Origin of the sequence: Streptomyces sp. NPDC055955 (genome assembly GCF_042270245.1) — a bacterium.
In the GTDB taxonomy this organism is placed as follows: domain Bacteria; phylum Actinomycetota; class Actinomycetes; order Streptomycetales; family Streptomycetaceae; genus Streptomyces.
The window spans coordinates 121,266-147,595 of the sequence record NZ_JBHJYS010000001.1; the positions used below are offsets into that span (position 1 = coordinate 121,266).

Sequence of the window (26,330 nt, forward strand, 5' to 3'; positions counted from 1 at the left end):
GTTTGGGCCGGGGCGGCCGGCTTGCGTGTGCGGCGTCCGGCGGCCGCCGTCTGCGTCTCAGCGGTCAGCACCGCGGTACACCCCTTCGTGGCCGAGCCGGTGGGCGAACTTGTTCGCGCCGAGGACGAGGACGGTGCCGATGACGGCCTTGACCAGTCCTACGGCCGCCGATGTGCCCCAGTCGTTGTTCTTGATCCCGTGGAAGTACACATAGGTGTCGAGGACCTCACCGGCGGCGGGGCCGACCGCGTCGCGCTGGAGCAGGATCTGCTCGAAGCCGACGGAGAGGATCTGCCCCAGGTTGAGGATCAGGAGCAGGATGATCACCGGGGAGATGCCGGGCAGCGTGACGTGCCACAGGCGCCGGGCCCGCCCCGCCCCGTCGATCGCGGAGGCCTCGTACAGGCCCCGGTCGATGTTGAGCAGGGCGGCGAGCATGATGATCGTGCCCCAGCCCGCGTCCTTCCAGGCCACCTGGAGGGTGAGGAGCCAGGGGAAGGCGGCCGGGTCGGTCGTCATGTCGTAGCGCGGCAGGCCGAGTTGGCCGAGGAGGTCGGGCAGGACGCCGGCTCCACCGAGGATCTGCTGGAAGATCGAGACGATGATGACCCAGCCGATGAAGTGCGGCAGATAGACGACGCTCTGCACGAACCGGCGGACCTTGTCGCTGACGATGCTGTTGAGCAGCAGCGCGAGGGCGATGGGGACCGGGAAGAAGAACACCAGCTGGACGAGCGCGATCTTCAGCGTGTTGCCGGTCGCCGACCAGAATGCCGGGTCGGCGAAGGCGGACGTGAAGTTCGAGACGCCCACCCAGGCGCTGTGCATGTAGCCCAGGTACGGCTGGTAGTCCTGAAACGCCACCACATAGCCGAGAAGCGGCACGTAGTGGAAGACACAGAAATAGAGCAGGCCCGGCAGGGTCAGCAGCAGCATGACCTTGTCCCGCTTGAGCCGCTGCCCCAGCGAGAGGCGGTGAACTGCCCGCGGCGCGGAGGGCGTTGTATCAGCCATGGGGCGGCAAGTTAGTAATCGGTTACCCCTCACGTCAATAGGTCCGGGCAACACCTGGATGAAGCGAGCACTTTCAACTGCCCGTTCCTGACGGGTATTTAGAGCTATTTCATAGCAAGGCGGGCGAGGGGCGTGGTCGGCGTGCTTGACGCTCACCCCTCGCGATCCCTAGCGTGCGGTGACCTCATAGAACACGTTTACTGTCCGGAGGCAGGGTGCGTACCACTGACGAGTCGCCGGTCCAGGCCGACTCCGCCGGCTCCACACGGCCCCCACGCAGGCCCCGTACCGTCCTGGCGATGGACGCGGGGCTGCTCGACGACGTCTTCCCGCCCGCCGTACGGCTCCGGCTCGAGGAGTCCGCGGACATCCGGCCGCCGCAGGTGGTGGGCGAGTTCGGGAGTCCCGAGGCGCTGGCGGCGCTCGCCGAGTGCGAGGTGCTGCTGACCGGCTGGGGCTGCCCGCGCATCGACACGCACGTGCTCGACCGGGCACCGCGGCTGCGCGCGGTGATCCACTCGGCGGGCACGGTCAAGACCTTCCTGGCCCCCGAGGCGTACGAGCGCGGCATCGCGGTGTCGTCCGCCGCGGCCGCCAACGCCGTACCCGTCGCGGAGTTCACCCTCGCGGCGATCATCATGGGCGCCAAGCGGGCCTTCCCGCTCGCCCAGCTGTTCCGCTCCCGCCGCTCCCACCGCACGGCGGCCGACCTCGACCGGCACCACTGGCTCGGCACGCACGGCATCACCGTCGGCGTGGTCGGCGCCTCACGCACCGGCCGCAGGGTCATCCAGCTGCTGCGCTCCATCGACGCCGACGTACTGCTCCACGACCCGTACGTGAGCGACGCCGAGGCGGAGCTGCTCGGAGCCACCCGCACCGACCTCGACACCCTCGTCGCCACCAGCGACGTGGTGACCCTGCACGCGCCGTCCACCCCGCTCACCCACCACCTCCTCGACGAGCGGCGCATCGCGCTGATGCGCCCCGGAGCCCTGCTCATCAACACAGCACGCGGCCCCCTCGTCGACACCGCGGCCCTCACCACGCACCTGGCCAGCGGCCGGATCGACGCCGTACTCGACGTCACCGACCCCGAGCCACTGCCCGCCGACCACCCCCTGTGGGACCTGCCCAACGTCTTCGTCACCCCTCACCTGGCGGGGGCGCAGGGCAACGAGGTGGGGCGGCTCGGCGCGCTCGCGGTCGACGAACTCGCCCGCTACGCGCGCGGGGTGCCGCTCAACCACCCGGTCCTCCTGGAGGAACTGGAGCGCATCGCGTGAACGGGGGCTCCGCGGACGCCCTAGGCTCTGCGCACGGGAGGGTCGCGGGACAGGTCGCGGGGCCCGCCACGCAGACAGATGACCAGGGCGGTCAGGAAGACCACGACGACCGCGACGACCAGGGGGAGGTCCGGATGCCCCGGCAGGGCTCTACGGCGAACGGACGGCGCGCGACCGTCGTGGACGTGGCGCGCCTCGCGGGCGTGTCGACCGCGACCGTGTCCCGCGTGATGAACCGCAACTACCCCGTCGCCGCCGCCACCCGCGAGCGCGTCGAGGAGGCCATGCAGGAGCTGGGCTATGTGGTCAACGCCCATGCCCGCGCGCTGGCCGGTGTCTCCGGACGCACGGTCGGCATCATCATCAGCGACGTGGTCGACCCCTTCTACGCCTACATCGCACGCGGCGTGGAACGCGAGGCGACGGCGGGCGGCCGGCTCTGCCTGGTCTGCAGCACCCAGGGCGACCCGCAGCGCGAGCTGGCCTTCATCGAGCTGATGCACGAGCGCCGAGCCGACGCGGTGATCCTCGTCGGCGGCAGCGTCGCCGACCGCGGCTACCGCACCGAACTCGAACGCCGCGCCCGCGAGCTGGACGCCGGCGGCTCGAAACTCGTGCTGTGCGGCCGCCCCTCACTCGGCAAGGACGCGCCCACGGTCGGGGTCGAGTACGACAACGAGGGCGGCGCCTTCGCGATCACCGACCACCTCCTGGCCGAGGGCCACGAGCGGATCCTGTACCTGGGCGGCCCGCCGGGGCTCTCCACCACCAAGGAACGGATCGCCGGCCACCGTCGCGCCCTGGAGCAGCGCGGGCTGCCGCGCGATCCGGCACTCATGCAGCCCGGGGCGTTCAGCCGCCAGTTCGGCCACCGCCGGATGACGGAACTGCTGCGCGACGGGCCGGATTTCACCGCCGTCTTCGCGGCCAACGACATCGTGGCGGCGGGCGCGGCCCAGGCCCTGGAGGAGGCCGGGATGCGGATTCCGCAGGACGTCTCCCTGGTCGGCTACGACGACGTGCCCGTGGCGCAGGAGCTGCGGCCGCGCCTCACCACCGTGCACATCCCGCTGGAGGAGATGGGCCGCCAGGCCGTCCGCGTCGCCCTCGCGGGCGGCGACCAGGACGACTGGCGCGCCCCGACGACGGGCACGCTGCGCCTCGGTACGCATCTGGTCGTACGCGACTCCGTGGCGGCGCCGCGTGGGGTGCGGCGCCGGGGGTGAGCGGGGGGCTCCGGCTCACCCTGCCGCGGTGCGCGGCGCTCCGGCTCGCGATGCCCCCGTGCGCGGTGTTCCGACTCGCGAGGTTCCCGGCTTGCGGCGCCGCGGCCCACGGCATGCCGGCGGGCGGTGTTCCGGCTTGCGGCGTTCCGGCTTGCGGCGCGCCGACCCACGAGGTTCCCAGACAGTGGCACCACGGCCCACGGCATCCCGGCTCGCGGTGCTCCGGCACGCGGCATCCCGGCATCCCGGCACGCGACGTTCCCGGATTGCGCCGACCCGGCCCATGGCATCCCGGCTCGCGTAACTCCCGGCTCACGGCGCCCCGTCCGGTCCGGTTCACGGTTCACGGTTCACCGACTCACAGCGCCCCCGTCCGGCCCCGATCACGGCACACCGACTCACGACGCCCCCGTCCGGTCCACGGACGCCCTGGTCCGGTCGACGGCGCACCGGCTCTCGGCGTGCTGCCCCGGACCGTTCCACGGCCTTCCGACCGGCCCTGTTCACCGGTTTCCTCCCTCAGGCCGTAGTAACAGACAGAAACTTGCCGGACCCTCTTGCGGCGGGATAGCAAACGCTTACATGCTGGCGCGCAGCCCGCACATCACTCCGATGCTGTTGATCCCCATGGGAGTCTCTGGATGCGCCCTGCCCGTATGTCCTCCGCCGCCTCGGCCGACGCCACCACCGCCGCCGACATCCCCGCCGCCTCGGGCTTCTCCCGTCGTGCCGTGCTCGCCACCCTGGCCGGCGCGGGAGCCGCCACGCTCCTCGGCACCGGCACCGCACGTGCCGACGCCACGGGCCGTGTCACCGTCCCGCTCGTCGCGCGCCCTTCCGCCGAGACGGAGCGCCTCCGCCTCGGACAGTTCCTGCGTGCCACCGAATTCCAGCCGACCGGGCAGTACGTCCCGGCCGGGACCGCGCTGTGCTTCGACGTGCTGCCCTACGACGACCTCGTGCCCACGCTCTGGATCGGGCAGTGGGATGCCTACGGCACGGTGACGCAGCCCCGCAGCTATGCGCTGAAGCCCGGCGCCAATACGGTCACGGACCCGCACGGCGGCCCCGTCTACTTCTCGCTCGAAGGCCATGGCGAATGTGCCGCTGTGAAGTTCAGGTCCGGCGCCACCGCGATGCCCGTCTTCACGCTCGGCCACACCTCCGAGGCCGACTACCAGCGGCAGTTGGACACCCTCACCGACGTACCGGTGGTCGAGCTGCACGCGCCGCGCACCATCATGACGCTGACGCGCGACGGCGCGCTCGCGTACCGCGACCAGGACCACGCGGCGCTGCTCCGGCTCATCGAGGAGATCATCGAGGCCGAGTCCCAGATCAGCGGGCTCGACGGGTCAAAGCCAGTCCATCAACCGAAGGCGGGCGGCTACCACCTCACCGAGGTGTCGGTGGTCCCGTCCGGCGTCGGCGCCTACGCCTCGCACGGCTACAACGGCTTCCCGCGCGCCTATCTCGACCGCGCCACCACCGTCGACGCGCTGCGCACCCGGGGCTGGGGCCTCTACCACGAACTCGGGCACCTGCATCAGCAGATGGCGTACAAGCCTACGGGCCTGACCGAGGTCACGGTCAACATCTACTCGCTCGCGGTGCAGCGGGCCCTCGGCCAGCCGTCCAATCTGCTGACCGTCGACCCGAAGACCGGCCTCAACTTCTTCCAGTCCGCACGGGCGAAGTTCGGCACGGACGGGCTGACGTACGAGAAGTCCTTCGGCGCCTACGAGAAGCTCGTGCCGCTGCGGCAGCTGGAGCTGGCCTTCGGCGACGACTTCTGGCCGCGGCTGCACCGGCTCGTGCGCGAGGAGAACCCGCAGTCCGACTACACCGAGACCGCCAAGCGGTACCGCGCCCTGTCGACGTACGCCAGCCGTGTCTCCGGCCGCGACCTCACGGACTTCTTCGTCCGTGACTGGGCCTTCCCGATCGACGCCACCGGACTGGCCGAGATCGCCGCCCTCCAGCTGCCGAAGCCGACCGTCGAACCGGCCACGCTGACCGACTGACCCGACTGACGTGACCGACCCGAAGGGGACCCACCGAACATGGATCTCACGCGCAGACAGACCCTGACCCTCGCGGGCGCGACCGCCGCGGCGGCGCTCCCGCTGACAGCGGGCGTCGCGACGGCGGCGGACGCCGTGGAAGCGGGGGACGCCCCTGCCGCCGACGCCTTCGACGTACTGCTGGCCCGCGCCGAGGAGCAGCTCACCGGCGGCGCGTTCGACACCGCCGATCCGGACTTCGCGGCCGCCGTCGAGGCCCTCGACGCGCAGGCGTCCGCCTGGTGGAAGGATCTCGACCGGAGCGCGGGCAGGAAGGCGCTGTGGGCCGACCTCTCCCCCGCGTCGGACCCGGGAATGTTCGGGCAGAGCTATCCGCGCCTGCGCACCCTGGCCACCGCTTGGGCCACTCCCGGCACCTCGCTGACCGGCAGCGCCGAGGTCGCCGACGCGCTCGTCGCGGCGCTGGGCTTCCTGGGCAGCACCGGCTACAACCCCGCCCGCGGCGAGTCCGGCAACTGGTGGTTCTGGGAGATCGGCGCGCCCCGGGCGCTGATGGACACCTGCGTGCTCCTGCGGTCGAAGCTGCCTGCCGCGGATCTGGCCGCTTACGTCGCGACCGTCGCGAAGTTCTGCCCGAACCCCGACCGCCGCACCAACTCCCCCTCCCTCTCCGAGACCGGCGCGAACCGCGCCGACAAGGCCGTCATCGTGGCCCTGCGCGGGCTGCTCGCCCGGGACGCGGCCACCGTCGCGCTGGCCCGTGACGGCCTGTCGGACGTGCGGGACAACGGCCGCCGCAGCCTGTTCACCTATGTCACCTCCGGCGACGGCTTCTACGAGGACGGGTCGTTCGTCCAGCACGACAGCGTCGCCTACACCGGGACGTACGGCAGTGTGCTGCTCGGCAGCGCGGGGCAGCTGATCGCGCTGCTCGCCGGATCGGACTGGGCCCTGAACGACCCGAAGGTGTCGGTGCTCTACGAGGCGGTGGAGCGGTCCTTCTCGCCCGTCATGTTCGACGGGCTGATGATGGACGCGCTGCGCGGGCGGGCGATCTCCCGCGAGCGGGCCCGCGACTACAACGACGGCGCCGTGACCCTCACTTACATCCTTCAGCTCGCCGCGGGCGCCCCGGCCCCTTACGCCGAGCGCTGGCGCGCGCTCGCCAAGGGGTGGATCAGCCGTAACAAGGCCAATCCGTACGCGGGTCTCGTCGGCATCCCGGCTCTGGCGCGCGCGAAGGCCGTCCTCGACGACAGGACGATCCCGGCGGCGGAGCGTCTCACCGGTCACTTCTCGTTCGCCGACATGGACCGCGTGGTGCACCGCCGCCCCGGTTGGGCGCTCGCCCTGTCGCTCTCCTCGAAGCGCATCGCGGCCTACGAGGCCGGCAACGGTGAGAACCTGCACGGCTGGTACACGGGCGACGGCATGACGTATCTGTACGACGGTGACGACCTGGGCCAGTTCGGCGACGGGTTCTGGCCGACCGTCGACCCGTACCGGCTGCCGGGCACGACGGTGGACACGCGCGCGCGTACGGACCTCGGCACGGGGGCCGGCACCGGCACGTACCGCCCGAAGAACGCCGTGGCGGGCGGAGCCGTCCTCCAGGACCGCTATGGCGCGGCCGCGATGGAACTCATCGCCGACGGCAGCACCCTGCGGGCTCGCAAGGCGTGGTTCTGCCTGGACAACGCGGTCGTCGCGCTCGGCGCCGGCATCACCGCGAGCGACGGCCGCACCGTCGAGACCGTCGTCGAGAACCGCAGTCTGCACACGGACGGGGCGCCGCGCCTTCTGGTGGACGGGCGGAGTCAGCCGGGCGAGCAGGGCTGGTCCGCCTCGCTGTCCGGCGCCGACTGGGCGCATCTGGAAGGCACGGGCGGATACGTCTTTCCCGACCATCCGGGACGGAAGCAAGGCGGCGTCCCGCTGAGAGCCCTGCGGGAGGAACGCACCGGCACCTGGGGCGCGCTCAACTCCGGCGCGGACACCGGCGGCGACACCGACCCGATCACCCGCCGCTATGTCACGCTGTGGTTCGACCACGGTTCCTCCCCCACCGACTCCTCGTACGCCTATGTGCTCCTGCCGGGTGCGAGCGCCGTGGCGACCGGGGTCTGGGCGCACTCGCGGCCCGTGCGGATCGTGGCGAACGACGCCACGGTCCAGGCCGTCGAGGCGCGCCGCCTCGGGCTCCTCGCCGCGCACTTCTGGGGCGCCGGGAGCGCCGCCGGACTCACGTCGTCCGGTCCTGGCACCGTCCTGGTGCGGCGGCACGGCGACACCATCGCCGTCGCCGTGGCCGACCCCGGCCGTACCGGGTCGATGCTCACGATCGAGCTCCCCTTCCCCGTACGCAAGGTGACGCGTGCCGACGACACGATCACGCTCACCCCGGGCCGCCGGCCCGTCCTGACGGTCGATGTCGCCGGCTCCCGCGGACACAGCCACACGGCCGAACTCGCATGAGGTCAGGTCAGTCGGTTCCGACCGTCGACGTCCGTCCCCGGCGCGCATAGGGTCACCCCCGGCCCGCCACTTCCGATCAAGGAGCGACACGCCACCATGCCCGCACCACACCTCTCGCTGCCGCCCACCGACCGTGTCCTGTCCCCGCTCACGGGCTGGACACGGGCTCACTGGGAGGCGCTCGCCGACCGGCAGTTGGAGGCGCTCGTCCCGTACGCGACGCCGGGTTTCGCGCAGTACCGGCTGCCGGGACGAGCCAGCTGGTCGGGCGTCGTGTCGGACGGGCTGGAAGGGTTCGCACGGTCATTCCTGCTGGCCTCCTTCCGCATAGCGGGCGCGGGTGGGGACGTGGATCCCCGACTCACTGAACGCTACGCGGAGGGTCTGACAACCGGCACCGACCGCCGTCGCGGCACGGGCCTCGACGGCGAGGCGTGGCCCGAACTCACCAACTGCTCCCAGCAGATGGTGGAGGCGGCATCCATCGCGATCGGACTGCACGAGACCCGCCCCTGGATCTGGGACAAGCTCGACTCCCAGGTCCAGGAGCGGATCGTGGACTGGTTCTCCGGCTTCGTAGGCGGCCGCACCTGGGACAACAACTGGCGTCTGTTCCAAGTGGTTTCGGAGCAGTTCCTGGCCTCGGTCGGGGCCCCGTACAGCCAGGACGACATCGACGGCGGCCTCGACCGGATCGAGGACTGGTACGTCGGCGACGGCTGGTACACCGACGGCGACGGCCGCAACTTCGACTACTACATCGGCTGGGCCATGCACCTGTACCCGCTGCTGTGGGCGCGGATGACGGGTCCGGACGGCGACGGCGGCCGCGCCAAGGTCTACCGGGAGCGCCTGTCCCAGTTCCTCACCACCTACCCGCACTTCTTCGGCGGTGACGGCGCACCCGTGCACCAGGGCCGCTCACTGACGTACCGTTTCGCCGCCACCGCGCCCGTGTGGATGGGCGCGCTCGCGGACTGCACCCCGCTGGAGCCGGGGCTCACCCGGCGCCTCGCGTCGGGCACGGCGCGGCACTTCGTGGAGCGCGGCGTCCCCGACGAGCGGGGCCTGCTGCCGCTCGGCTGGTACGGGACGTTCCTGCCGACGACGCAGTCGTACTCGGGCCCGGCCTCGCCGTACTGGGCGAGCAAGGGCTTCCTCGGTCTGCTGCTGCCCGCCGACCATCCGGTGTGGACCGAGCGCGAGGCGCAGCTGCCCGTCGAGAAGTCCGAGCAGTACACGGCACTGCCCGCGCCCGGCTGGCTGCTGCACGGCACGCCCCACGACGGGATCGTGCGGCTGATCAACCACGGCAGCGACCACAACCCGCTCGAAGGTCCCGCCACGGACGATCCGCACTACGCGAAGCTCGCCTACTCCACGGCGACGGCGCCCGAGTCGGCCCCGCACGCCTGGCAGCGGACCGTCGACAACCATGTGGCGCTCGTCGCGCAGGACGGCACCCCGTCGCGCCGGCGCCGGATCCACCCCATCTCCTGCGAGGGGCGCGTCGCCTCGTCCCGACATGACGCCCACCTACCCGGATTCGAGCAGGAGTTCCCGATCGAGTCGACGACCGTGCTGCACGGGCCGTGGGAGATCCGCGTGCACCGGGTGCAGGCACCCGAGGGCGTGACGGTGCGCGAGGGCGGCTACGCGGTCGCCGACGAGACCAGCGTCCACGCCGAGCGGGGCCCGGGCTGGGCGCTGACGCGCACGGAGTCCGGGGTGACCAGCGCGGTGGTGGCGCTGCACGGCTGGGACGAGGAGGCCGATGTCGCACGGGAGGTCGAGGCCAACGCCTACGGCCCGCACTCGGCGACGCCCTACCTCCGCTCCACCGGCCACCCCGGAGGGTCCGGCGTGCATGTCACGCTCGCGGTTCTGACGCGCGACGTCGTACATCCGCAGGCCCTGCGCGACTCGATCTCATGCGTGGTGGACCCCGAGGACGGCGGACAGGTGCGGATCACGTTCCCCGACGGCGGGACCGTCACCGTCTGACGTCGTCATGTGCGCGCCCCGTACGTCGGGGCCGGGGCGTGGGCCAAGAGGTGCCTGACGAGGGTGAGAAGGGTCTGGATGCCCGAGCTGGAGATCCGGGCGTCGCACCGCACGACGGGCACCTGCGGGTCGAGGTCGATGGCCGCCCGCACCTCTTCGGGGTCGTAGCGGTAGGCACCGTCGAACTCGTTGACGGCCACGATGAACCCCATGCCGCGCTCCTCGAAGAAGTCGACGGCCGCGAAGCTGTCCTCGAGACGGCGGGTGTCCACGAGGATCACCGCGCCGAGTGCCCCCTCGGAGAGCTCGTCCCACATGAACCAGAAGCGCTCCTGCCCCGGCGTGCCGAACAGGTACAGCACGTGCTGCGGGTCCAGGGTGATCCGCCCGAAGTCCATCGCGACCGTCGTCTCGACCTTGTTCTCGATGCCTTCGAGGTCGTCGGTCTCGGCGCTGACCGTGGTGAGCAGCTCCTCGGTGCTCAGCGGGGCGATCTCGCTGACCGCTCCGACGAAGGTCGTCTTGCCGACACCGAAGCCACCCGCGACCAGGATCTTCAGCGCGGTGGGGAAGGCGTCAGAGCTGTCGTCGTAGTCCATCGAGCACTGCCTCCAGTAGGGACCGGTCAGTGGGGTTGTCGTGGAACGTGGGGGGCTTGGTGGTGATCGCCCCGCAGTCGACGAGGTCGGACAGCAGGACCTTCGTGACGGCGGCGGGGAGTTTCAGATGGGCCGCGATCTCCGCGACCGATGTGGGGTGGGCACACAGTTCGAGCACCTCGCCGTGTTCGGGCCCCAGGTAGCCGAGCGGGGTGGCCCCGGTCGCCATCACCAGCGACAGCAGATCCAGCGAGGTGGTCGGCTGCGTCCGCCCGTTGCTCACCGTGTACGGGCGGACGAGGCGGCCGGCCGCTGCGTCGAGCCACGGCCCGTCCTGCGGGGCCGTCATGCTCAGTTCCTCATCGCCGTGGGTTCGGCCGCGTGCTGGCGGGGTGCGGTCATCAGGTACGGGCGCACACTCTTGACGAGCATGGCCATCTCGTAGCCGAGCACGGCGGCGTCGGCCTCGCGCCCGGCGAGCACCGCGAGGCACGTGCCGGAGCCCGCGGTGGAGACGAACAGCAGGGTGGAGTCCAGCTCGACGACGACCTGCCGGACCTCACCCCCGTCCCCGAAACGGACGCCCGCGCTACGGCCGAGGGAGTACAGGCCCGACGCCAGGGCCGCCATGTGGTCGGCGCTGTCGGCGTCGAGGCCGTGGACGGACTTGACCAGCCCGTCGGACGAGAGGAGGACGGCGCTGCGGGCGTGCGGCACACGCTGGACGAGGCCGCTCATCAGCCAGTCGAGATCGGACACATGACCCGTCGGCACATCGCTCGCCATGGGGGATCGACTCCTTGGTGGACTGCTGGGGGTGCGTTGACTGTGGGAAGTGCGGTGCTGCTTGCGGCGCTTGGCGGGCGTACGGGGGGAGGGCGCACACGTGGCGGGCGAACGTCATCCGTCCGTATCGCTCCCGTCGTGCCGTGCGTCCGGTTCGTAGGCGGCGAACGGCCCGGTCGCGGGACCGCCGGCCGGTGTGGGACCGGCCTCGGGCAGGTCACGCATGCCGAGGGTGAGGTCCCGTGCCTCGGCCGCGTCCGCGAGCCCGATGCCGCGCTGGAACGCCGCCATCAGGCCCGGGTCGTGGAGTACGGGCGTCTCGTTGTCGGGGCGCTCCTGCCGCTGCGTCGGGCCGCCCCGCAGTTGCGGCGCCAGGTGTTCCTGGACGCGTCTTTTGGGGAGTTGGGGCCGCCCCATGGTGCCGCGCACGGCGCCGTTGACCGGGGTCGGCGGGATGGGCGTGTGCTCTCCGGTGGCCTGCCGGTCCTCGGAACGGATGCCGGGCAGCGCGTCGGCGGGTGTCCGTCGCTCGTCCCTGGCGGTGCGCAACGGGAGGGGCGGGGCGACGCCGTTCGCCCCGGAGTGCCTGCCGTCGGAGGCCCCGCCCTGAGGCTGCCGCGGGACGACGGCCACGCCGGCGTGCGGGGTCTCGCGGGGCGGCGGGGGTTGATGCGGTGCCTCGTACGGCTGAGAGTCCAACCGCTGGGGGTCGAAGGGCTGGAGGCCGGGCTGAGGAGGACGGTGGAGTTGGTTCTGGGGCTGGGGTTGTGGCTGCGGTGGCCGGCGGTGGGACTGCGGCTGCGGCTGCTGTTCGAGCTGGTGTTGCGGTTCCTGCCGGCTCTGGTGCTGCGAGAGCCGCCGTTCATGCGCCTGGTGCCGCTGGTGCATGGTCTGCGCGCTGTCGTCCGTCGCGTGCGCGGCGCTCCGTGGCCTCGGCGCGGACTCGTTGTCGTCGCCTCCGAGCAGGGTCTGCGGCACGACGAGGACCGCCTGCACACCACCGTAGATGTTGCTCTGGAGCCGGACCGTGATGCCGTGTCTGCGGGCGAGCTGGGAGACGACGAAGAGGCCGATGCGCCCGTCCTGGAGGAGGCTCGCGACGTTGACCTGGTCCGGGTCGGCGAGCAGCGTGTTCATCTTGTTCTGCTCGGTGACGGGCATTCCGAGGCCGCGGTCCTCGACCTCGATGGCGAGACCGGACGTGACGGTGTTGGCGCGGAGCAGGACTTGGGTGTGCGGCGCCGAGAACACGGTGGCGTTCTCGACGAGTTCGGCGAGCAGGTGGATACAGTCGGCGACGGCGTGCCCGTGCAGGGTGCCGTCGACCGGCGGGACGAGCTTGACCCGTGAGTACTGCTCGACCTCCGCTATGGCCGACCGCATGACCTCGGTCATGGAGACCGGGCGGCTCCACTGGCGCCGGGACACGGCGCCGCCGAGCACGGCCAGGTTCTCGGCGTGCCTGCGGATCCGGGTGGCGAGGTGGTCGACGTGGAACAGGCCCTTGAGCAGATCGGGGTCCTCGACGTCGTTCTCGAGTTCGTCGAGGATCGAGATCTCGCGGTGTACGAGGGACTGCAGACGCCGGGCGAGATTGACGAAGACCTCGACCTTCTGCTCGCTGCCCGCGTGGCTGGAGAGCTGGGACGCCTGGACGACGGCGGTGACGGCCGCTTCCTGGGCGCGCGTCATGTCCGCGGCCAGCAGGTCGAACTCGTCGGCGTCCGGGGCGGCCGCGGGGGGCTGCCTGCGGGGCGGCGGCCCCTCCCCCTTGCGCAACTGCTCCACGAGACCGTGCAGTTCGCCCTGCCCGCGCGCACTCGCGCGGCGCAGGACACCGACTCGTTCGCGCACGGTCCTGGCCGCCCGGTCGGCGGCCACGGCGGCGATCACGATGCCGGCCAGGGTGACGAGGGACGCGCCGGCGAGGACGGCCCCGAGGGCGAGCCCGGGGCGGGCGCCCGTGGAGCGGATGGTGAAGAGCACGGCCGCGCTGGCGCTCAGGGCGACGGCGAGCGGGGGCAGTACGGCAAGGCGCAGAAGCTGGGGCCGTATGTGGGTCTCGGGCTGCGGGGGGACGGACCGGCCGCCCGGCCTGCCGTGCCGACCGCCCTCTCGGCGGTCTGCGCGGGGGGCCTGCGGGCGAAGGTGAGACATTCGGCGTCCTCGTACGTGGGGGCTCCTGCGGGTCGGCGCGAGGCGGGCAGGCGGCATCGCGCTCCCGGCCGGGAGCGGGTGGGAATGCCGCCGCTGCGTCGCTCAGCGAGCACACACGGTAGTCGGGGACGGCTCACATGCGGTGGGCAGTTGCCAAAGTCCGGCGGCCCAGGTCCCGCTCTGGTATGAGACTTCGTACGACAGACCGATAACAGTCCTGGACTCCGGACCGGGCATGGGTACGGGTGTTCCCCGGCTCGAAAATATGTCCCGTTCCCGCGCGCGCCACGCCGGATGGTCGGGGAGCCGGGCCACGACGGGCCGCCGGGATCCGGGCTCGCACGCACGGAGGTCCGGGCCCCAGGACGCTCGCCTGAGAACCCGGACCTCGTGGACGTGCTCAGACCGCTGGTACGGCCTCCTGCTCGCCGGAGCCTTCCCCGGCACCCGCGCCGGTCCCGGCCGCCGCGCCGGCGCCCGACCGGTCCGCCGGCTCCGTCTCGGGCCAGCCCTCCGGGGGCGTGGTGGCAACCCCGCGCCACCACGGCTGGACGGGGAGCGTCTCGGCCGTGGGTTCGAAGGGCTCGCCCGGGCACGGGAGCGCGATCTTGGCCCCGGCCCGCTGTCCTGCCGCGAGCGTGCCCTCGCCGGGCTCGGACCACGGGTGCGGCGCCAGGTTGAACGTGCCCCAGTGGATCGGCAGCATGGGACCGCCGCCGGACCCGCCCTGGAGGTCGAGGTGGGCCCGCATGCCCTCCTCGGGGCGCATGTGGATGTCGGGCCAGAAGTCGCTGTAGGCGCCGATCTGGATCATCGTCGCGTCGAACGGCCCGTGCTCCGCGCCGATGTCCTTGAAGCCGGGGAAATAGCCGGTGTCACCGCTGTGGTAGACGCGATGCTCGGGACCGGCGACGACCCAGGACGCCCACAGGGTGTGCTGCTCGTTGCGCAGGCCGCGGCCGCAGAAGTGGCGCGCGGGCGTGGCCGTCAGGGTCAGCCCCGCCACCTTCGTCGACTCGTTCCAGTCGAGCTCGCGGAGGCGGTCCGCGGGGACGCCCCAGTGCTCCAGGTGCGCGCCGACGCCGAGCGGCACCGCGAACACCGTGTCCGTGTCGGCCAGCGCACGGATCGTGGGCAGGTCCAGGTGGTCGTAGTGGTCATGGGAGATCACCACGACGTCCACCGGGCCGAGCGCGGCGAGGGGCAGCGGGACGGGATGCAGCCGCTTGGGGCCCGCGAAGGAGAACGGGGAGCAGCGCTCGCCCCAGACGGGGTCGAGCAGCACGCGGCGGCCGTCGATCTCGGCGAGGACGCTGGAGTGCCCCATCCAGGTCAGCCGCAGGCCGCTCACCGGGGGCTCGGCGAGGTCGGCGAGGGTCGTGGAGTGCACGGGGACGGTGCCCGTGGGCGCCCGGCGGACGCGCCCCTCCTTGGCGAAGAAGACCTTCGCGAACTCGATCATCGAACCCGCGGGCCGGGTGCGCGCGCCCACCGGGTTCTGGAAGCTGCCGTCCGCGAAGTTCGGCGACCTCCGGATCCGCTCGAGCCGCTCTCCCGCCGGGTCCGCGCCGAAAGCGGCAGGCCGCAGCGGGCGGAGCCCGGAGCTCAGGGAACGTGACACAGCGCCTCCCGGTGGATCGATCAGGGTTTCCATTATGGGCGGCCCCGCCCACAGTGCCCGATCCGGGACCTGGACACACAAGGAATTCCAAGGCACGCCCCGGTTGCGCGCCGCCGATGTCACTCGGCGTCACGGACGGCGACCGGCTCGCATCGCGCTCGGACCGCCCCGCGCGCCGCGCGGCCGGGAGCCTCTTCCCAGTGGCGCGAGAAAACTGATCCATCATTCAGTAGCCGTTGCGTTGACACCGGTCTTCACGGCCTCGGATACTGACTGGCGATTCAGTAATCGGGTCAGTGATCCGCGCCGGTCGTGGCCCCCTCGTCGGTATCCGTCAGTTTCTGGAGGCACCGTGTCAGAGCTCCCCATCGAGCTGGTCCCCCTCACCCCGGAGCAGCGGGACATCGTGGACCTCACGAGGACGTTCGCGCGTGAGGAGATCCGCCCGCGCGGACGCGCCGTGGACGAGGCGGACGTGGAGACGCCCTGGGATCTGTGGCGCGCGGCCGCGAAGGTCGGCATCACCGGCTTCATGCTGCCCGAGGAGTACGGCGGCGGCGGGTTCACCGACGTCTTCACGCAGGTCCTCGTCCAGGAGGAGCTGTGCGTCGGCGACCTGGGCATCGGCAACCTCCTGTGCTCGAACGGCTTCTTCGCCGACCCGGTCATGGAGCTGGGCACCGAGGAGCAGAAGCGCGCGTGGCTGACGCCGCTGGCCGGGCCTGACACCCCGATGACCTCACTGGCGACGACCGAGCCGGGCTCCGGGTCCGACGCCGCGTCGATCGTGACGACCGCGACGCGCACGGCGGGCGGCTACCTCCTGAACGGCCAGAAGGCGTGGATCTCGAACGCGGGCGAGGCCGAGCAGTACGTCGTCTTCGCCAAGACCGACCCGTCGCAGCGCTCGCGCGGCGTCACGGCGTTCCTGCTGCGCAAGGGCGCGGAGGGGCTCACGTTCGGTGAGCCGATGCGCAAGATGGGCCAGCGCGCGATCGTGTGCCGCGAAGTGTTCTTCTCCGACGTGTTCGTGCCCGACGCCGACCGTCTCGGCGACGAAGGTCAGGGCTTCGCCGGTCTCATGCGGACGTTCGACATCTCGCGCGCCGTTCTGGGCGCGGCGGCCACGGGTGTGGCGCGGGCCGCGTACGAGTACGCCCGTGACTACGCACGCACGCGCGTGCAGTTCGGCAAACCGATCATCGAGCACCAGGCCGTGGCGTTCCGCCTCGCGGACATGCGGACGCGGATCGAGCAGTCCCGTCTGATGACGTGGCGTGCCGCGCGGCGTCTGGACGCCGGGCTCGACGCGACCGCCGAGGCGGCCATGGCCAAGCTGACCGCGTCGGAGACGGCGGCGTACTGCACCTGGGCGGCCGTGCAGACGCTCGGCGGCTGGGGCTACTCGCGCGAGTTCCCGGTCGAGCAGTGGATGCGGGACGCCAAGCTGGAGGAGATCGAGGAAGGCACCTCCGACATCATGCGCCTGGTCATTTCGAGGTCGCTGTGACCGAGAAGACGGTGACGGAGCGGACGGTGACGGAGCAGATGTCGACCGGCGGCGAGGCGCTCGTCAGGGCACTCGCCGCCCATGGGGTCTCCACCGCGTTCGGCATTCCGGGGACCCACAACCTGGAGATCTACCGGCACTTGGCGGCGTACGGCATCGCGCACGTCGCCCCGCGCCACGAGCAGGGCGCCGGGTACGCGGCCGACGCCTACGCGCGCGTGACGGGTGATCCCGGGGTGGCGATCACGACGACAGGGCCCGCCCTCCTGAACATCGCGGCCGCGGTCGGGCAGGCGTACTCGGACAGCGTGCCCCTTCTCGTGGTGTCGCCGGGTATGCCGCTGCGCCATCCGCGCCAGTCGACGGGTCTGCTGCACGAGATGCGCAGCCAGACGGAGGCGCTGCGGAACGTGGCGGCGTTCAGCCATCGTGTGTCCTCCGTGGAGGAGATCGGGGCGGCGGTGGCCCGCGCGTTCAGCCTGTTCCGTACGCAGAGGCCGCGGCCCGTGCACATCGAAGTGCCGCTCGACCTGCTCGAGGCGACGGAGCCCGCCGGGCCGGTACGGCGCGCTCCCCTGCCGGCCCCCCGCGCGGCGGACGGTCCGTCGCTCGACGCGGCGACCGCCCTCCTGGCCGCAGCGGTACGCCCCGGCCTGGTCCTGGGCGGCGGCGCGCGCGGGGCGGCCGAGCAATGCCGGGCACTGGCCGAGCAGTTGGGCGCTCCGGTGGCGACCACCGCGAACGGCAAGGGCATCGTCGACGAACGGCATCCCCTCGCCCTCGGTGTGTCCCTGCACAGCCCCTCCGTACAGAAGTGGCTGACCGAGTGCGACGTGGTCCTCGCCGTCGGGACGGAGCTCGCCGAGTCGGACCTGTGGTCCGCGCCGCCGGCGCTCGGCGGCAGGCTGATCCGTGTCGACGTCGATCCGGCGCAGATGTACGCGGGCGTCCCCGCGGACGTCGCTCTGGTGGGCGACGCGCGGGCCACGACGCAGGCGTTGAAGGAGCGGCTCGCCAAGGTGCCGGGCTCCGCGTCCACGGACGCGGCCACGCGGACCACGGCCGCCGTGCGCGCCGCCCGCGACGACGAGACACGCGCGCGTGACGCTCGTTGGGTGCCGTATCTCGAAGCGATCAGGGGCGTCCTGGCGTCCGACGCCGTGGTGACCTCCGACAGTGCCCAGTGTTGCTACTACGGCGCGCTCCCGCACCTCCCCGTCGGCCCCGAGGGCCGCTATCTGCACCCCACCGGGTTCGGCACGCTCGGCTACGCGCTGCCCGCCGCGATCGGCGCGAAGACCGCCCGCCCCGACCGGCAGGTGATCGCGATCAGCGGGGACGGCGGGCTCCAGTTCTCCGTGCAGGAGCTTGCCACGGCCACGCAGCTCCAACTGCCGCTGCCCGTCGTCGTGTTCGACAACGGCGGGTACGGCGAGATCCGCGACGAGATGGCCGCCCGCGGCGACACACCCGCCGCCGTCGACCACGCACGCGTGGACCTCGCCGGCCTCGCGCGGGCCTTCGGCGGCAGGGGCGCCCCCGCCCACTCCCCCGGCGAACTCGCCGCGCTCCTGACCCGCGCCCTGGCCACCCCCGGCCCCACCCTGATCACCGTCCCCGAGGAGACCGCATGACCGCGCCCGGCACCCCCCTGATGTCGCTCACCTGGACCGATCACGTCACCGGCAGGCACGGCTACCTCGTCGTCGACCGGCTGGTGCGCGGTGTGTCCAGCGGCGGGCTCCGGATGCGTCAGGGCTGCACCCTCGACGAGGTCGCGGGCCTCGCGCGCGGGATGACGATGAAGGAGGCCCTGCACTACAACCCGCAGGGCCGCTACATCCCGCTGGGCGGCGCCAAGGGCGGCATCGACTGCGACCCGCAGGACCCGCAGGCGTACGGCGTCCTGGTGCGCTATCTGCGCGCCATGCGGCCCTACATCGAGTCCTTCTGGACGACCGGCGAGGACCTGGGGCTCACCCAGGACCTCGTCGACAGGGCGGCCGAGGAGGCCGGGCTCGTCTCGTCCGTGCAGGCCGTCTACCCGCTGCTCGACGACGAGGCGGCCGCGCGCCGGCGCCTCGCCGACGCCTTCGCGGTCGACGTCGACGGCATCGGCCTCGACGAACTCGTCGGCGGCTGCGGCGTCGCCGAGTCGGTGCTCGCGGCCCTGGACCGCGCGGGCGTCCCCTACGAGGGCACCCGGGTGTCCGTGCAGGGTCTGGGCACCATGGGCGGGGCGACCGCCCGGTTCCTGGCGCGCGCGGGTCTGCGGATCGTGGCCGTCGCGGACGTGAAGGGCACCGTCGCCAACCCCGAAGGCCTGGACGTGGACGCGCTCCTCGCCGCCCGCGACGCCTACGGGACGGTGGACCGCTCGGCGCTGCGCGAGGGCGACCGCGAACTGCCCGGCGACGCCTGGCTGTCGGCCGACGCCGAGGTCCTCGTGCCCGCCGCCGTCTCGTACGCGGTGGACGCGGCGAACCAGGAACAGATCACGGCGCGCTGGATCGTCGAGGCCGCCAACATGCCCGTGCTGCCCGAGGCGGAGGAGCTGCTCGCGCGGCGCGGCATCACCGTCCTGCCCGACGTCGTCGTCAACTCCGGCACGAACGCCTGGTGGTGGTGGACCCTGTTCGGGGACATCGAGGCCAACGCGGACGAGGCGTTCGCGTACACGCGGCGCTCCATGCGCGCGCTGATCGACCAGATGCTGGCGCGGGCCGAGGCGGACGGGACGACGCCGCGTGCCGCCGCGCACGCGATCGTCGCGGACCGCCTCCCGGTGATCGCGGAGCGGTTCGGGTGGTACAGGTGACGCCCCCGCCGGACACCGGTGTGCACGCGCGCGTGGGCCTCGACGCGCTCTTCGACCCTCGCTCGGTCGCCGTCGTCGGGGCGTCCGACAACCCGGAGAAGTGGGGCTATTGGCTGGCGTCCGGGGCCCTGTCCGGCCGTGACCGGCGGGCCGTCCACCTCGTCAACCACCGCGGAGGCGCCCTGGACGGTGAACCGTTCCTGCCGGATCTCGCGTCGCTGCCCGTGCCGCCCGAGCACATCGTCGTGGCCGTGCCGCCCCGCCATGTGCGGCCGGTGGTCACGGACGGCCTCGCCGCGGGCGCCCGGTGTTTCACCGTGATCACGTCGGGCGGCGCCACCGCCGAGGAGGAGCGGGCGCTCGCCGAACTCGTGACGGCCCGGGGAGCGCGGCTGCTCGGCCCGAACTGCATGGGCGTGGTGGACACGACGAGCGAACTGCGGCTCAGCTGGGGCGACTTCCCCTCGGGCGGCCTCGGCCTCGTCTCCCAGAGCGGGAACCTCGCCCTGGAGATCGGCCGACTCCTCGCCCGCTCCGGGCAGGGCTTCTCCCGGTTCGTGTCGCTGGGCAACCAGCGGGACATCGACGCGGCGGACGCCCTGGAGTCACTGATCGCGCACGGGCCCACGAGAGCGCTCGCCGCGTACATCGAGGACTTCCGCGACGGCCGACGGCTCGCGCAGGTCCTGGCGGCCGCGCACGCCGCCGGGAAGCCCGTCCTGCTCCTGACCGTGGGGCGCAGCGCCGCGTCCGGGCGCGCCGCCGCGTCCCACACCGGCGCCCTGGTGAGCGCGCGCGCCACCGTGGAGGCGGTGTGCCGCGACGCCGGCGCCCTGCTGCTCGACACCGCGGGCGAACTGGTCGACACGGCGGTGTACCTGCTGGCGCAGGGCGTACGCGACCGGAGTGCGGGGCACGCGGCGGCCGGCCCGTCGCCTCACCCGCGCAGCGTGGCCGTGGTCGGGGACAGCGGCGGTCAAGGCGCCCTCGCCGCCGACGCGTTCGCCGCGCAGGGCCTCGACGTGCCCGCCTTCACCGAGGGCACGCGCGAGGCGGTGGCCGAGCAGTTGCCCAGGGGGGCCGGGTGCGGCAACCCGGTCGACCTGGCGGGCGCCGGTGAGGCCGATCTCGGCAACTACGCGCGCGTGGCGGGCACCCTGCTGCACGCGGGAGACACCGACGCCGTCGTCCTGACGGGCTACTTCGGCGACTACGCGACCGCCAACCCCGCGCAGACGGAGCGCGAATGCGAGGTCGCACACGTGCTCGCGGACGCCGCCGTCACATCCGGGCGCGCCCTCGTGGTGCACACCATGGCCCGCGACACCCCCGCCCTGACGGTTCTGCGGCAGCGCGGTGTGCCCGTCTACGAGCGCATCGAGCAGGCCGCGACCGCCGTCGCCGCTGCGGCCCGCCTCACGGAGCCTCCGCTCGCCCGCGAGGATCCGCAGGCCCCGGGCGCGTACAGGCTGGCGGACGGCGGCTACGAGAGCGTGCGCGAGCTGCTCGCCTCATATCAACTCGCCTTCCCTGCGGCAGAGTTCGTGACCGACGCGGACGAGGCCGTCGAGGCGGCGGAGCACCGGACGGGGTACCCGCTCGCCCTCAAGGCGATGGGGCTCGCGCACAAGACCGAGGCGGGCGGGGTCGCCCTGTCGATCGCCGACGCCGACGCCTTGCGGAGCGCGTTCGCCCGTATGAAGGCGGCGACGGGCGCGGACCGCTACGCCGTGGAGGCGATGGCCACACCGCCGTACGGACACGAGCTGATCGTCGGTGTACGGCGCGACCCGTCGTTCGGGCCCGTCGTCATGGTCGGCATCGGAGGGGTGACCGCCGAACTGCTCGCCGACACGGCGCTGGCCCTCGCACCCCTGACGCCGGCACGCGCGCGTGCTCTGCTCCAGCGGCTGCGGCACGCGCCGTTGCTGACGGGCTGGCGCGGCGCTCCCGGAGCGCATCTGGAGGCGGCGGCCGCCGCCGTGTGCGCGGTCGCGCGGGCCGCCGTCGACCACCCGGAGCTGACCGAACTGGAGGTCAACCCCCTGCTCGTGCACCCGGGCGGCGCGATCGCCCTGGACGCGCACGGGGTCCTCGATCAGGCCGGCACCACACCGGCGCCCGTCCATGGCGTCGGCGAGGAGGACGGCGGTCTCCTGACAGAGCGGTAGGAACGCTTCCAAGCGCCGTCGCCGTGGTCAGGTGCGTGGGGACTGCGTCCTGGACACCCTTTACTGGGACGCGGGTACTGTCCTGCTGCGGCGGTGGCTGCTGCTCCTGAAGGGCCGCACCTGCGGCCCGGTGTTCGTCACCCGTCGCCGCCCCCGGCCCGGCCAGGTCGTCAGCCCGCGCGACCGGTGCCCGGACTCCGGGCCGGTGCGGCTCTCCCCCGACCAGGCGCGCCCTGCCGGACGCGCACTTCGGGGACCGGGCACGGGCTGGGATCTGCACGAGTACCGCCACGCCTCGCCGACGCACCTCGGCGAGCAGGGCGCGCCCCCGTTGATGTCGATGGCGAAGTCCCGTCACCAGACAGCGGAAGACGTCCGCCGCACCTTCGAACCGTCGCTGGAGGCGATCGCCGAACTCACCAGCCCGGTCGCCCCCTGGGGCAGCGACCGATGAGCCGCTTTCCTTGATCCTTCTCGGTGGCGACGGCCGACGAGGAGAGCAGGGTCGCCGCGGCGAGGCTGCCCCAGAGGGCGGCCGGGCCGTGGGATGCGAGCGTGGTGATGGCCGCCGGGGAGACGGCGAGACCGAAGCCCGTGGAGAGCTGGAAGCGGGCGAGGGCGCGTCCCAGGACAGGGGCCGGGGCGAGCGCGGTGACCAGCGCGGTGGCGCTGCCGGCGTAGATGATCTCGCCGATCGTGCAGACCACGGACACCGCGGCGACGGCCGGGGGACCCCAGCCGTGTCCCAGCGAGGTGGCCGCGAGGAAGCCGAGGTAGGACGCGGACAGCACCACGCCGGAGAGGGCCAGCACGGTCCGCCGGGAGAAGCGGGACATGAGGACGGTCACCGGCACCTGCAGGGTGACGACCAGCGCCGTGTTGGCCACGAAGACGGCTGCCGGCCACGCCTGGGACGCGTGGAACTGCTTCACCAGGACCAGAGGGAGCGCGATCTCGGGGACGTTGAGGCAGAAGACGTAGACCACGTTGGCGGCGAGCAGCGCGAGCATCCGGGGGGCGGGCTCGTCGCCCCGGTGGTCCTTGGCCGGGGCGGCCTTTGCTGGATGTGCGTGCACGTGGACCGACCACGCCAATGCGGCTGCGGCGAGGTAGGCGAGCCCAGTGACGGCTGCCAGCGCCCGCGGTGCGGTGGTGCCGCCCGCCAGGCATACGGCGGCGAGGAGTGCTCCGACGCCCAGGGCGGCGTTGCGCAGGGCGCGGGCCCCCGCGAGGGCGGTGTCGCGTTCTCGGCCGTGGGCGACCGTGGCCACGAGTGCGGCGTGGGCGGCGGGCCATGCCTGGTTGCCGATGCCGAGGAAGAGTGCCGCCGTCGCGAAAAGCCAGACGTGCCCCGCCGGGGCGGCCAGCAGCAGCGCCACGCCCAGCACCCGCACCAGCATCGACGCCGCCACGACCGTGCTGCGTGCCCCGCGGTCCAACCACCGGCCCACCGCGGGCATGCACGCCAGACCCGCGACGATGCCGACCGTCATGGCGGTGCCGGTGACGGGCGCGGGCAGCCTCAGTACGTTCATGCCGTAGAGCAGCAGAAAGGGCCGCAGCAGGCCGGTGCCCAGCGCGTCCACGGCCAGGGCGACGGCATAGCGGGGGCCTCCGGAGGCGTGAACGAGAGCGCGGGGCTGGATTCTGGTGATGGCTGTCATGGCGTCAGACGGTGCGTCGGGCTCCGGGGCAAGGCCCGTCGGTTGACGCACATCGTCAATCGACGCCGTCGCCGGGTCGTCCGGGCGGCGATGATGAGGGGATGACGCTGAGGATCGACATCAGCGGCCTGCCGTCCGAGCAAGTGCGGTTCGCCGCCTCCCCGCTGGCCGAACTGACCGCGATGCTGCACGTGCTGGCCGAACCCGGCCACCATCCGCAGTTCGCCGGCTGGGCCGCGGACGTCTGGGCGGGGCTGCGGCCGGAGCTGGCCGAGCGGCTCAGGGAGGCGGAGTTCCTCTGGCGTTCGTCACAGGCCGACTTCCTGATTCCCGCACGGCCCCGGCCGAGCCTCGCCGCGGAGCTGGACGACGTGGACCGGATCGACGACGAGACGTATGTGACCGCCGCGCTCGTCACCACGTGCGGCAGCAACCGGGTCCACTTCCCCGGAGCGTCGCCGCTCACCGACACGACCGCGCGCGAGCGGGCCCTGGACGTGGCGCAGGCCCGCGGCGCGCTGCAGGAGGCCTTCGCAGAACGGCTGCTCGCGGATCCGGCCGCGGTGCGGGCGCGGGTGCGCCAGACCCTCGAAGAATGCGCCGAGGCATTCTTCGACGGCGCCTGGGCGGGCGTCGCGGTGCAGCTCGCCACCGATCTGCGCCTGAAGAACGAACTGCTCAGGCGCCAGGGCATCGGGGCGGCACTCGCCTCGGTCTCCGGCGCGGTCACCCTGGCACCGGACGGCGACGGCATCATCGTCGACAAGGTGCAGGACAAGGCGACCGTCGCCCGTGGCGCAGCCGTCACCTTCGTTCCCAGCGTCTTCGGCCGCCCGCACCTGGTGGCGGTCCACGCGCCTGGGTGGCATCCGGTGGTCCAGTACCCCGTCGCCGAGCCGAGTCCGGCGGAGCCGGTCTCTCTGGAGACGGTCACCCTCCGGCTGGAGGCGCTCGCGCATCCGGTACGACTGCGGCTGCTGCGCACCCTGGCCCGCGGCCCGCACACCACCGGCGAGCTGGCCCACTTCTGGGAACTCTCGTCCCCGGAGGTGTCCCGCCACCTAGCCGTCCTGCGCCGCGCGGGCCTGCTCACGGCTCGGCGGCACGGCCGTTACGTGCGGTACACCCTCAACCTGCCTGATCTGACGGCGTTGGGCGCCGACCTGCTGGCGGCTGTACTGCGCTGAACCGGCGGCCCTCCGACCTGAGTTCGACGTCGTGGCGGCCGACGAACGCATCGCCCGCGACCACCGGTTCGCGGGCCTGTGACGCGGCAGTTGCGCGGGCTCCTGACGCGACAGATCGCCCGTCGGGATCCGAGACGCAAGAGGGCCCTCCCCGCCGCGGGGAGGGCCCTCTTGCGCGCGAGCCCGCTGCCTACTTGCCCACACGCCTGCGCGTCCGAGCGCCCATCGCGTAGAAGACCAGCCCGATGCCGACGAAGAGCAGCAGGGGCAGCACCTGGCTGAGTGTGTACTGGGCGCGCTGGCCGGCGAACGACTCGGGCAGCGAGTCCGCCGCGCTGCCCGCCGAGCCGAACCAGCCGACCCCGAATCCCGGCCAGATCAGCACGATCACGGTGAACGCCACGAAGCCGGTGGCGAGGGCGCTCACCACCCACGCGCCCACACGTCCGCCCGGGACGGCGTACGGGCGGGGCGTGTCCGGGTACTTGCGGCGCAGCACGGCGAGGCTGGGGAACGTGATGACGTACGAGATGAAGGTGGTGCAGATCGTCAGGCCGAGGCCTGCCGCGAAGTACTTCTCGCCGTTGCCTCCCGTGAGGTTGAGGGCGACCACGAAGAGGATCGAACCGAGCACGGCGGAGAGCAGGTTCACGCGCACCGGTGTCCCGTGCTTCTCGGAGATGTGGCCGAGCCACGCCGGACCGGCGCCGTCCGCGCACGCGACGGCCTGCGCGCGGTGGGCGCCCATGGCCCAGGTGACGCCCGAGGTCAGCAGGCCGATGATCAGGCCCGCCGCGGCGACCCCGCCGAAGACGGAGCCGAGGCCGGTGAGCGTGACCGTGCCGTCGGCCGCGATCGACCCGCCGTAGACCGTGAACACGGCCTTGCAGGCGTCGATGAATCCGCCGAGGCTGCCGATCTCCTTGCTCGGCAGCACGAAGAGGATGCCGAGGATCGGGCCGCCGTAGAGGAGTACCGCCGCGAAGCCCGAGCGCAGGATCGACAGGGGGATGTCGCGGCGCGGGTTCGTCATCTCCTCGGCCGCGGAGCTGGGCAGTTCGAAGCCGACGTAGTTGAAGATCAGGACCGGGACCAGCGCCACGAAGCCGGCATAGGTCGGGACGAACTCGCCTGCGGGCAGCGCGTGCACGCCGTGCTGGACGGCGAACACGACTACGGAGACGAGGAAGAACCCGAGGAGGACGATCCGGGCGACGGCGCCCGCGATGGGGACCCACTTGCCGATGCGCACGGACTGTACGACGGCCAGCGCTCCGCCCCAGATGAAGACGAGGCCGGCCGCGTACTTCCAGAATCCCGGAAGCGGGGTGAAGAACTCCTCCCACGTGGTGAGCGCGATGATGCACAGACTGCCGCCCACCCATACGGGGTTGGAGATCCAGTAGAGGAGCTGGTTCACACCGGCGACGAGCCGCCCGAACGCCAGGCGCGTCCACACGTAGGGGCCGCCCTGTACGGGGAAGGCGGAGCCGAGTTCGGCCACGAGCAGCCCGTACGGCAGGAAGAACACGAGGGCGAGAATCGCCATCCACGTCAGGCCCTGCGGACCCTGGGCGGCGACGGAGCCGATCGTGTCGAGGCCGACGAGGGTGCAGATCAGGAAGAACAGCACGTCCAGCCTGCGCAGGTCCTTCTTGAGCCGGGAGCGCTGTTCACCCCAGCCCTCAGACAGGTCAGGCAGGTCGGGTGCGTCCTTGGCGGACGGCTCGGTCGGCGGCATCGGCGGCGCTTGGGTCACGGGGAAACTCCTGCTGCACGGCGGGGCAC

18 protein-coding genes and 1 pseudogene are annotated in these 26,330 nt (G+C 72.4%); 11 read left to right on the forward strand and 8 right to left on the reverse strand.

What is annotated here, in order from left to right; translation table 11 throughout:
* Positions 1 to 57: 57 nt before the first annotated feature.
* A complete protein-coding gene (locus tag ACFC96_RS00480; RefSeq protein ID WP_376251807.1) occupies positions 58 to 1,014 on the reverse strand; it encodes an ABC transporter permease in 957 nt (318 codons plus the stop codon).
* 299 nt (positions 1,015 to 1,313) lie between these two features.
* Here ACFC96_RS00480 and ACFC96_RS00485 point away from each other — a divergent pair, with 299 nt between their 5' ends.
* The 5 genes from ACFC96_RS00485 to ACFC96_RS00505 all read left to right on the forward strand — a co-directional run bounded on the left by ACFC96_RS00485 (position 1,314) and on the right by ACFC96_RS00505 (position 10,029).
* On the forward strand, positions 1,314 to 2,300 hold the full coding sequence (locus ACFC96_RS00485; RefSeq protein WP_376609887.1) for a hydroxyacid dehydrogenase: 987 nt from the start codon (positions 1,314 to 1,316) through the stop codon (positions 2,298 to 2,300).
* Positions 2,301 to 2,434: 134 nt separating this feature from the next.
* Positions 2,435 to 3,526 carry a LacI family DNA-binding transcriptional regulator gene (locus ACFC96_RS00490; protein ID WP_376252149.1) on the forward strand — a complete coding sequence of 364 codons (1,092 nt, stop codon included), beginning with the start codon at positions 2,435 to 2,437 and terminating at the stop codon, positions 3,524 to 3,526.
* 641 nt (positions 3,527 to 4,167) lie between these two features.
* On the forward strand, positions 4,168 to 5,550 hold the full coding sequence (locus ACFC96_RS00495) for a M60 family metallopeptidase (protein ID WP_376609346.1): 1,383 nt from the start codon (positions 4,168 to 4,170) through the stop codon (positions 5,548 to 5,550).
* 39 nt (positions 5,551 to 5,589) lie between these two features.
* On the forward strand, positions 5,590 to 8,025 hold the full coding sequence (locus ACFC96_RS00500) for a polysaccharide lyase 8 family protein (protein ID WP_376609347.1): 2,436 nt from the start codon (positions 5,590 to 5,592) through the stop codon (positions 8,023 to 8,025).
* Between the two features lie 96 nt (positions 8,026 to 8,121).
* On the forward strand, positions 8,122 to 10,029 hold the full coding sequence (locus ACFC96_RS00505) for a DUF2264 domain-containing protein (protein WP_376609349.1): 1,908 nt from the start codon (positions 8,122 to 8,124) through the stop codon (positions 10,027 to 10,029).
* A gap of 5 nt (positions 10,030 to 10,034) precedes the next feature.
* Here the strand turns inward: ACFC96_RS00505 and ACFC96_RS00510 are convergent, their stop codons facing one another.
* The 5 genes from ACFC96_RS00510 to ACFC96_RS00530 form a co-directional block, all read right to left on the reverse strand.
* The gene (locus ACFC96_RS00510; RefSeq protein WP_340459922.1) at positions 10,035 to 10,628 is read right to left on the reverse strand and encodes an ATP/GTP-binding protein; all 594 of its coding nucleotides are present in this window, start codon (positions 10,626 to 10,628) and stop codon (positions 10,035 to 10,037) included.
* Positions 10,606 to 10,977, reverse strand: a complete 372-nt coding sequence (locus tag ACFC96_RS00515) for a DUF742 domain-containing protein (protein ID WP_376251801.1) — start codon at positions 10,975 to 10,977, stop codon at positions 10,606 to 10,608. Before ACFC96_RS00515 ends, ACFC96_RS00510 begins: the two co-directional genes overlap by 23 nt.
* 2 nt (positions 10,978 to 10,979) lie before the next feature.
* Positions 10,980 to 11,414, reverse strand: a complete 435-nt coding sequence (locus ACFC96_RS00520; RefSeq protein WP_340459920.1) for a roadblock/LC7 domain-containing protein — start codon at positions 11,412 to 11,414, stop codon at positions 10,980 to 10,982.
* Between the two features lie 114 nt (positions 11,415 to 11,528).
* Entirely contained in the window at positions 11,529 to 13,571 is a 2,043-nt protein-coding gene (locus ACFC96_RS00525) for an ATP-binding protein (protein ID WP_376609351.1), read from the reverse strand.
* A gap of 400 nt (positions 13,572 to 13,971) precedes the next feature.
* The gene (locus ACFC96_RS00530; protein WP_376251798.1) at positions 13,972 to 15,225 is read right to left on the reverse strand and encodes an MBL fold metallo-hydrolase; all 1,254 of its coding nucleotides are present in this window, start codon (positions 15,223 to 15,225) and stop codon (positions 13,972 to 13,974) included.
* Between the two features lie 319 nt (positions 15,226 to 15,544).
* On the opposite strand from ACFC96_RS00530, the gene ACFC96_RS00535 reads away from it, so the two are divergent.
* The 5 genes and pseudogenes from ACFC96_RS00535 to ACFC96_RS00555 form a co-directional block, all read left to right on the forward strand.
* Positions 15,545 to 16,702: an acyl-CoA dehydrogenase family protein gene (locus ACFC96_RS00535; protein WP_227298382.1), complete on the forward strand. Its 1,158-nt coding sequence runs from the start codon at positions 15,545 to 15,547 to the stop codon at positions 16,700 to 16,702.
* Complete coding sequence (locus ACFC96_RS00540) at positions 16,699 to 18,336, forward strand: 5-guanidino-2-oxopentanoate decarboxylase (protein WP_376609352.1); 1,638 nt, start codon at positions 16,699 to 16,701, stop codon at positions 18,334 to 18,336. Before ACFC96_RS00535 ends, ACFC96_RS00540 begins: the two co-directional genes overlap by 4 nt.
* Positions 18,333 to 19,520, forward strand: coding sequence for a Glu/Leu/Phe/Val dehydrogenase dimerization domain-containing protein (locus tag ACFC96_RS00545; RefSeq protein ID WP_376251793.1), 1,188 nt, complete (start codon positions 18,333 to 18,335; stop codon positions 19,518 to 19,520). Before ACFC96_RS00540 ends, ACFC96_RS00545 begins: the two co-directional genes overlap by 4 nt.
* Entirely contained in the window at positions 19,517 to 21,691 is a 2,175-nt protein-coding gene (locus ACFC96_RS00550) for an acetate--CoA ligase family protein (RefSeq protein ID WP_376609354.1), read from the forward strand. The genes ACFC96_RS00545 and ACFC96_RS00550 overlap by 4 nt, the downstream gene beginning before the upstream one ends.
* A gap of 7 nt (positions 21,692 to 21,698) precedes the next feature.
* Positions 21,699 to 22,145, forward strand: a pseudogene (locus tag ACFC96_RS00555) (site-specific integrase); the annotation flags it as partial.
* On the opposite strand, the gene ACFC96_RS00560 reads toward ACFC96_RS00555, so the two are convergent.
* Entirely contained in the window at positions 22,108 to 23,355 is a 1,248-nt protein-coding gene (locus tag ACFC96_RS00560) for an MFS transporter (protein ID WP_376609356.1), read from the reverse strand. The pseudogene ACFC96_RS00555 and the gene ACFC96_RS00560 sit on opposite strands and share 38 nt — an antisense overlap.
* Before the next feature lie 101 nt (positions 23,356 to 23,456).
* Here ACFC96_RS00560 and ACFC96_RS00565 point away from each other — a divergent pair, with 101 nt between their 5' ends.
* Positions 23,457 to 24,542 (forward strand): DUF5937 family protein, encoded by a 1,086-nt coding sequence (locus tag ACFC96_RS00565; protein ID WP_376609358.1) that lies wholly within the window; start codon positions 23,457 to 23,459, stop codon positions 24,540 to 24,542.
* Between the two features lie 190 nt (positions 24,543 to 24,732).
* Here the strand turns inward: ACFC96_RS00565 and ACFC96_RS00570 are convergent, their stop codons facing one another.
* Complete coding sequence (locus tag ACFC96_RS00570; protein WP_340459710.1) at positions 24,733 to 26,301, reverse strand: APC family permease; 1,569 nt, start codon at positions 26,299 to 26,301, stop codon at positions 24,733 to 24,735.
* Between the last annotated feature and the right edge of the window lie 29 nt (positions 26,302 to 26,330).

Bases quoted from the DNA above. Each gene is read 5' to 3' on its own strand.
- ACFC96_RS00480 (WP_376251807.1), bottom strand. From the start codon at position 1,014: ATGGCTGATACAACGCCCTCCGCGCCGCGGGCAGTTCACCGCCTCTCG.
- ACFC96_RS00485 (WP_376609887.1), top strand. From the start codon at position 1,314: ATGGACGCGGGGCTGCTCGACGACGTCTTCCCGCCCGCCGTACGGCTC.
- ACFC96_RS00490 (WP_376252149.1), top strand. From the start codon at position 2,435: ATGCCCCGGCAGGGCTCTACGGCGAACGGACGGCGCGCGACCGTCGTG.
- ACFC96_RS00495 (WP_376609346.1), top strand. From the start codon at position 4,168: ATGCGCCCTGCCCGTATGTCCTCCGCCGCCTCGGCCGACGCCACCACC.
- ACFC96_RS00500 (WP_376609347.1), top strand. From the start codon at position 5,590: ATGGATCTCACGCGCAGACAGACCCTGACCCTCGCGGGCGCGACCGCC.
- ACFC96_RS00505 (WP_376609349.1), top strand. From the start codon at position 8,122: ATGCCCGCACCACACCTCTCGCTGCCGCCCACCGACCGTGTCCTGTCC.
- ACFC96_RS00510 (WP_340459922.1), bottom strand. From the start codon at position 10,628: ATGGACTACGACGACAGCTCTGACGCCTTCCCCACCGCGCTGAAGATC.
- ACFC96_RS00515 (WP_376251801.1), bottom strand. From the start codon at position 10,977: ATGACGGCCCCGCAGGACGGGCCGTGGCTCGACGCAGCGGCCGGCCGC.
- ACFC96_RS00520 (WP_340459920.1), bottom strand. From the start codon at position 11,414: ATGGCGAGCGATGTGCCGACGGGTCATGTGTCCGATCTCGACTGGCTG.
- ACFC96_RS00525 (WP_376609351.1), bottom strand. From the start codon at position 13,571: ATGTCTCACCTTCGCCCGCAGGCCCCCCGCGCAGACCGCCGAGAGGGC.
- ACFC96_RS00530 (WP_376251798.1), bottom strand. From the start codon at position 15,225: ATGGAAACCCTGATCGATCCACCGGGAGGCGCTGTGTCACGTTCCCTG.
- ACFC96_RS00545 (WP_376251793.1), top strand. From the start codon at position 18,333: ATGACCGCGCCCGGCACCCCCCTGATGTCGCTCACCTGGACCGATCAC.
- ACFC96_RS00560 (WP_376609356.1), bottom strand. From the start codon at position 23,355: ATGACAGCCATCACCAGAATCCAGCCCCGCGCTCTCGTTCACGCCTCC.
- ACFC96_RS00565 (WP_376609358.1), top strand. From the start codon at position 23,457: ATGACGCTGAGGATCGACATCAGCGGCCTGCCGTCCGAGCAAGTGCGG.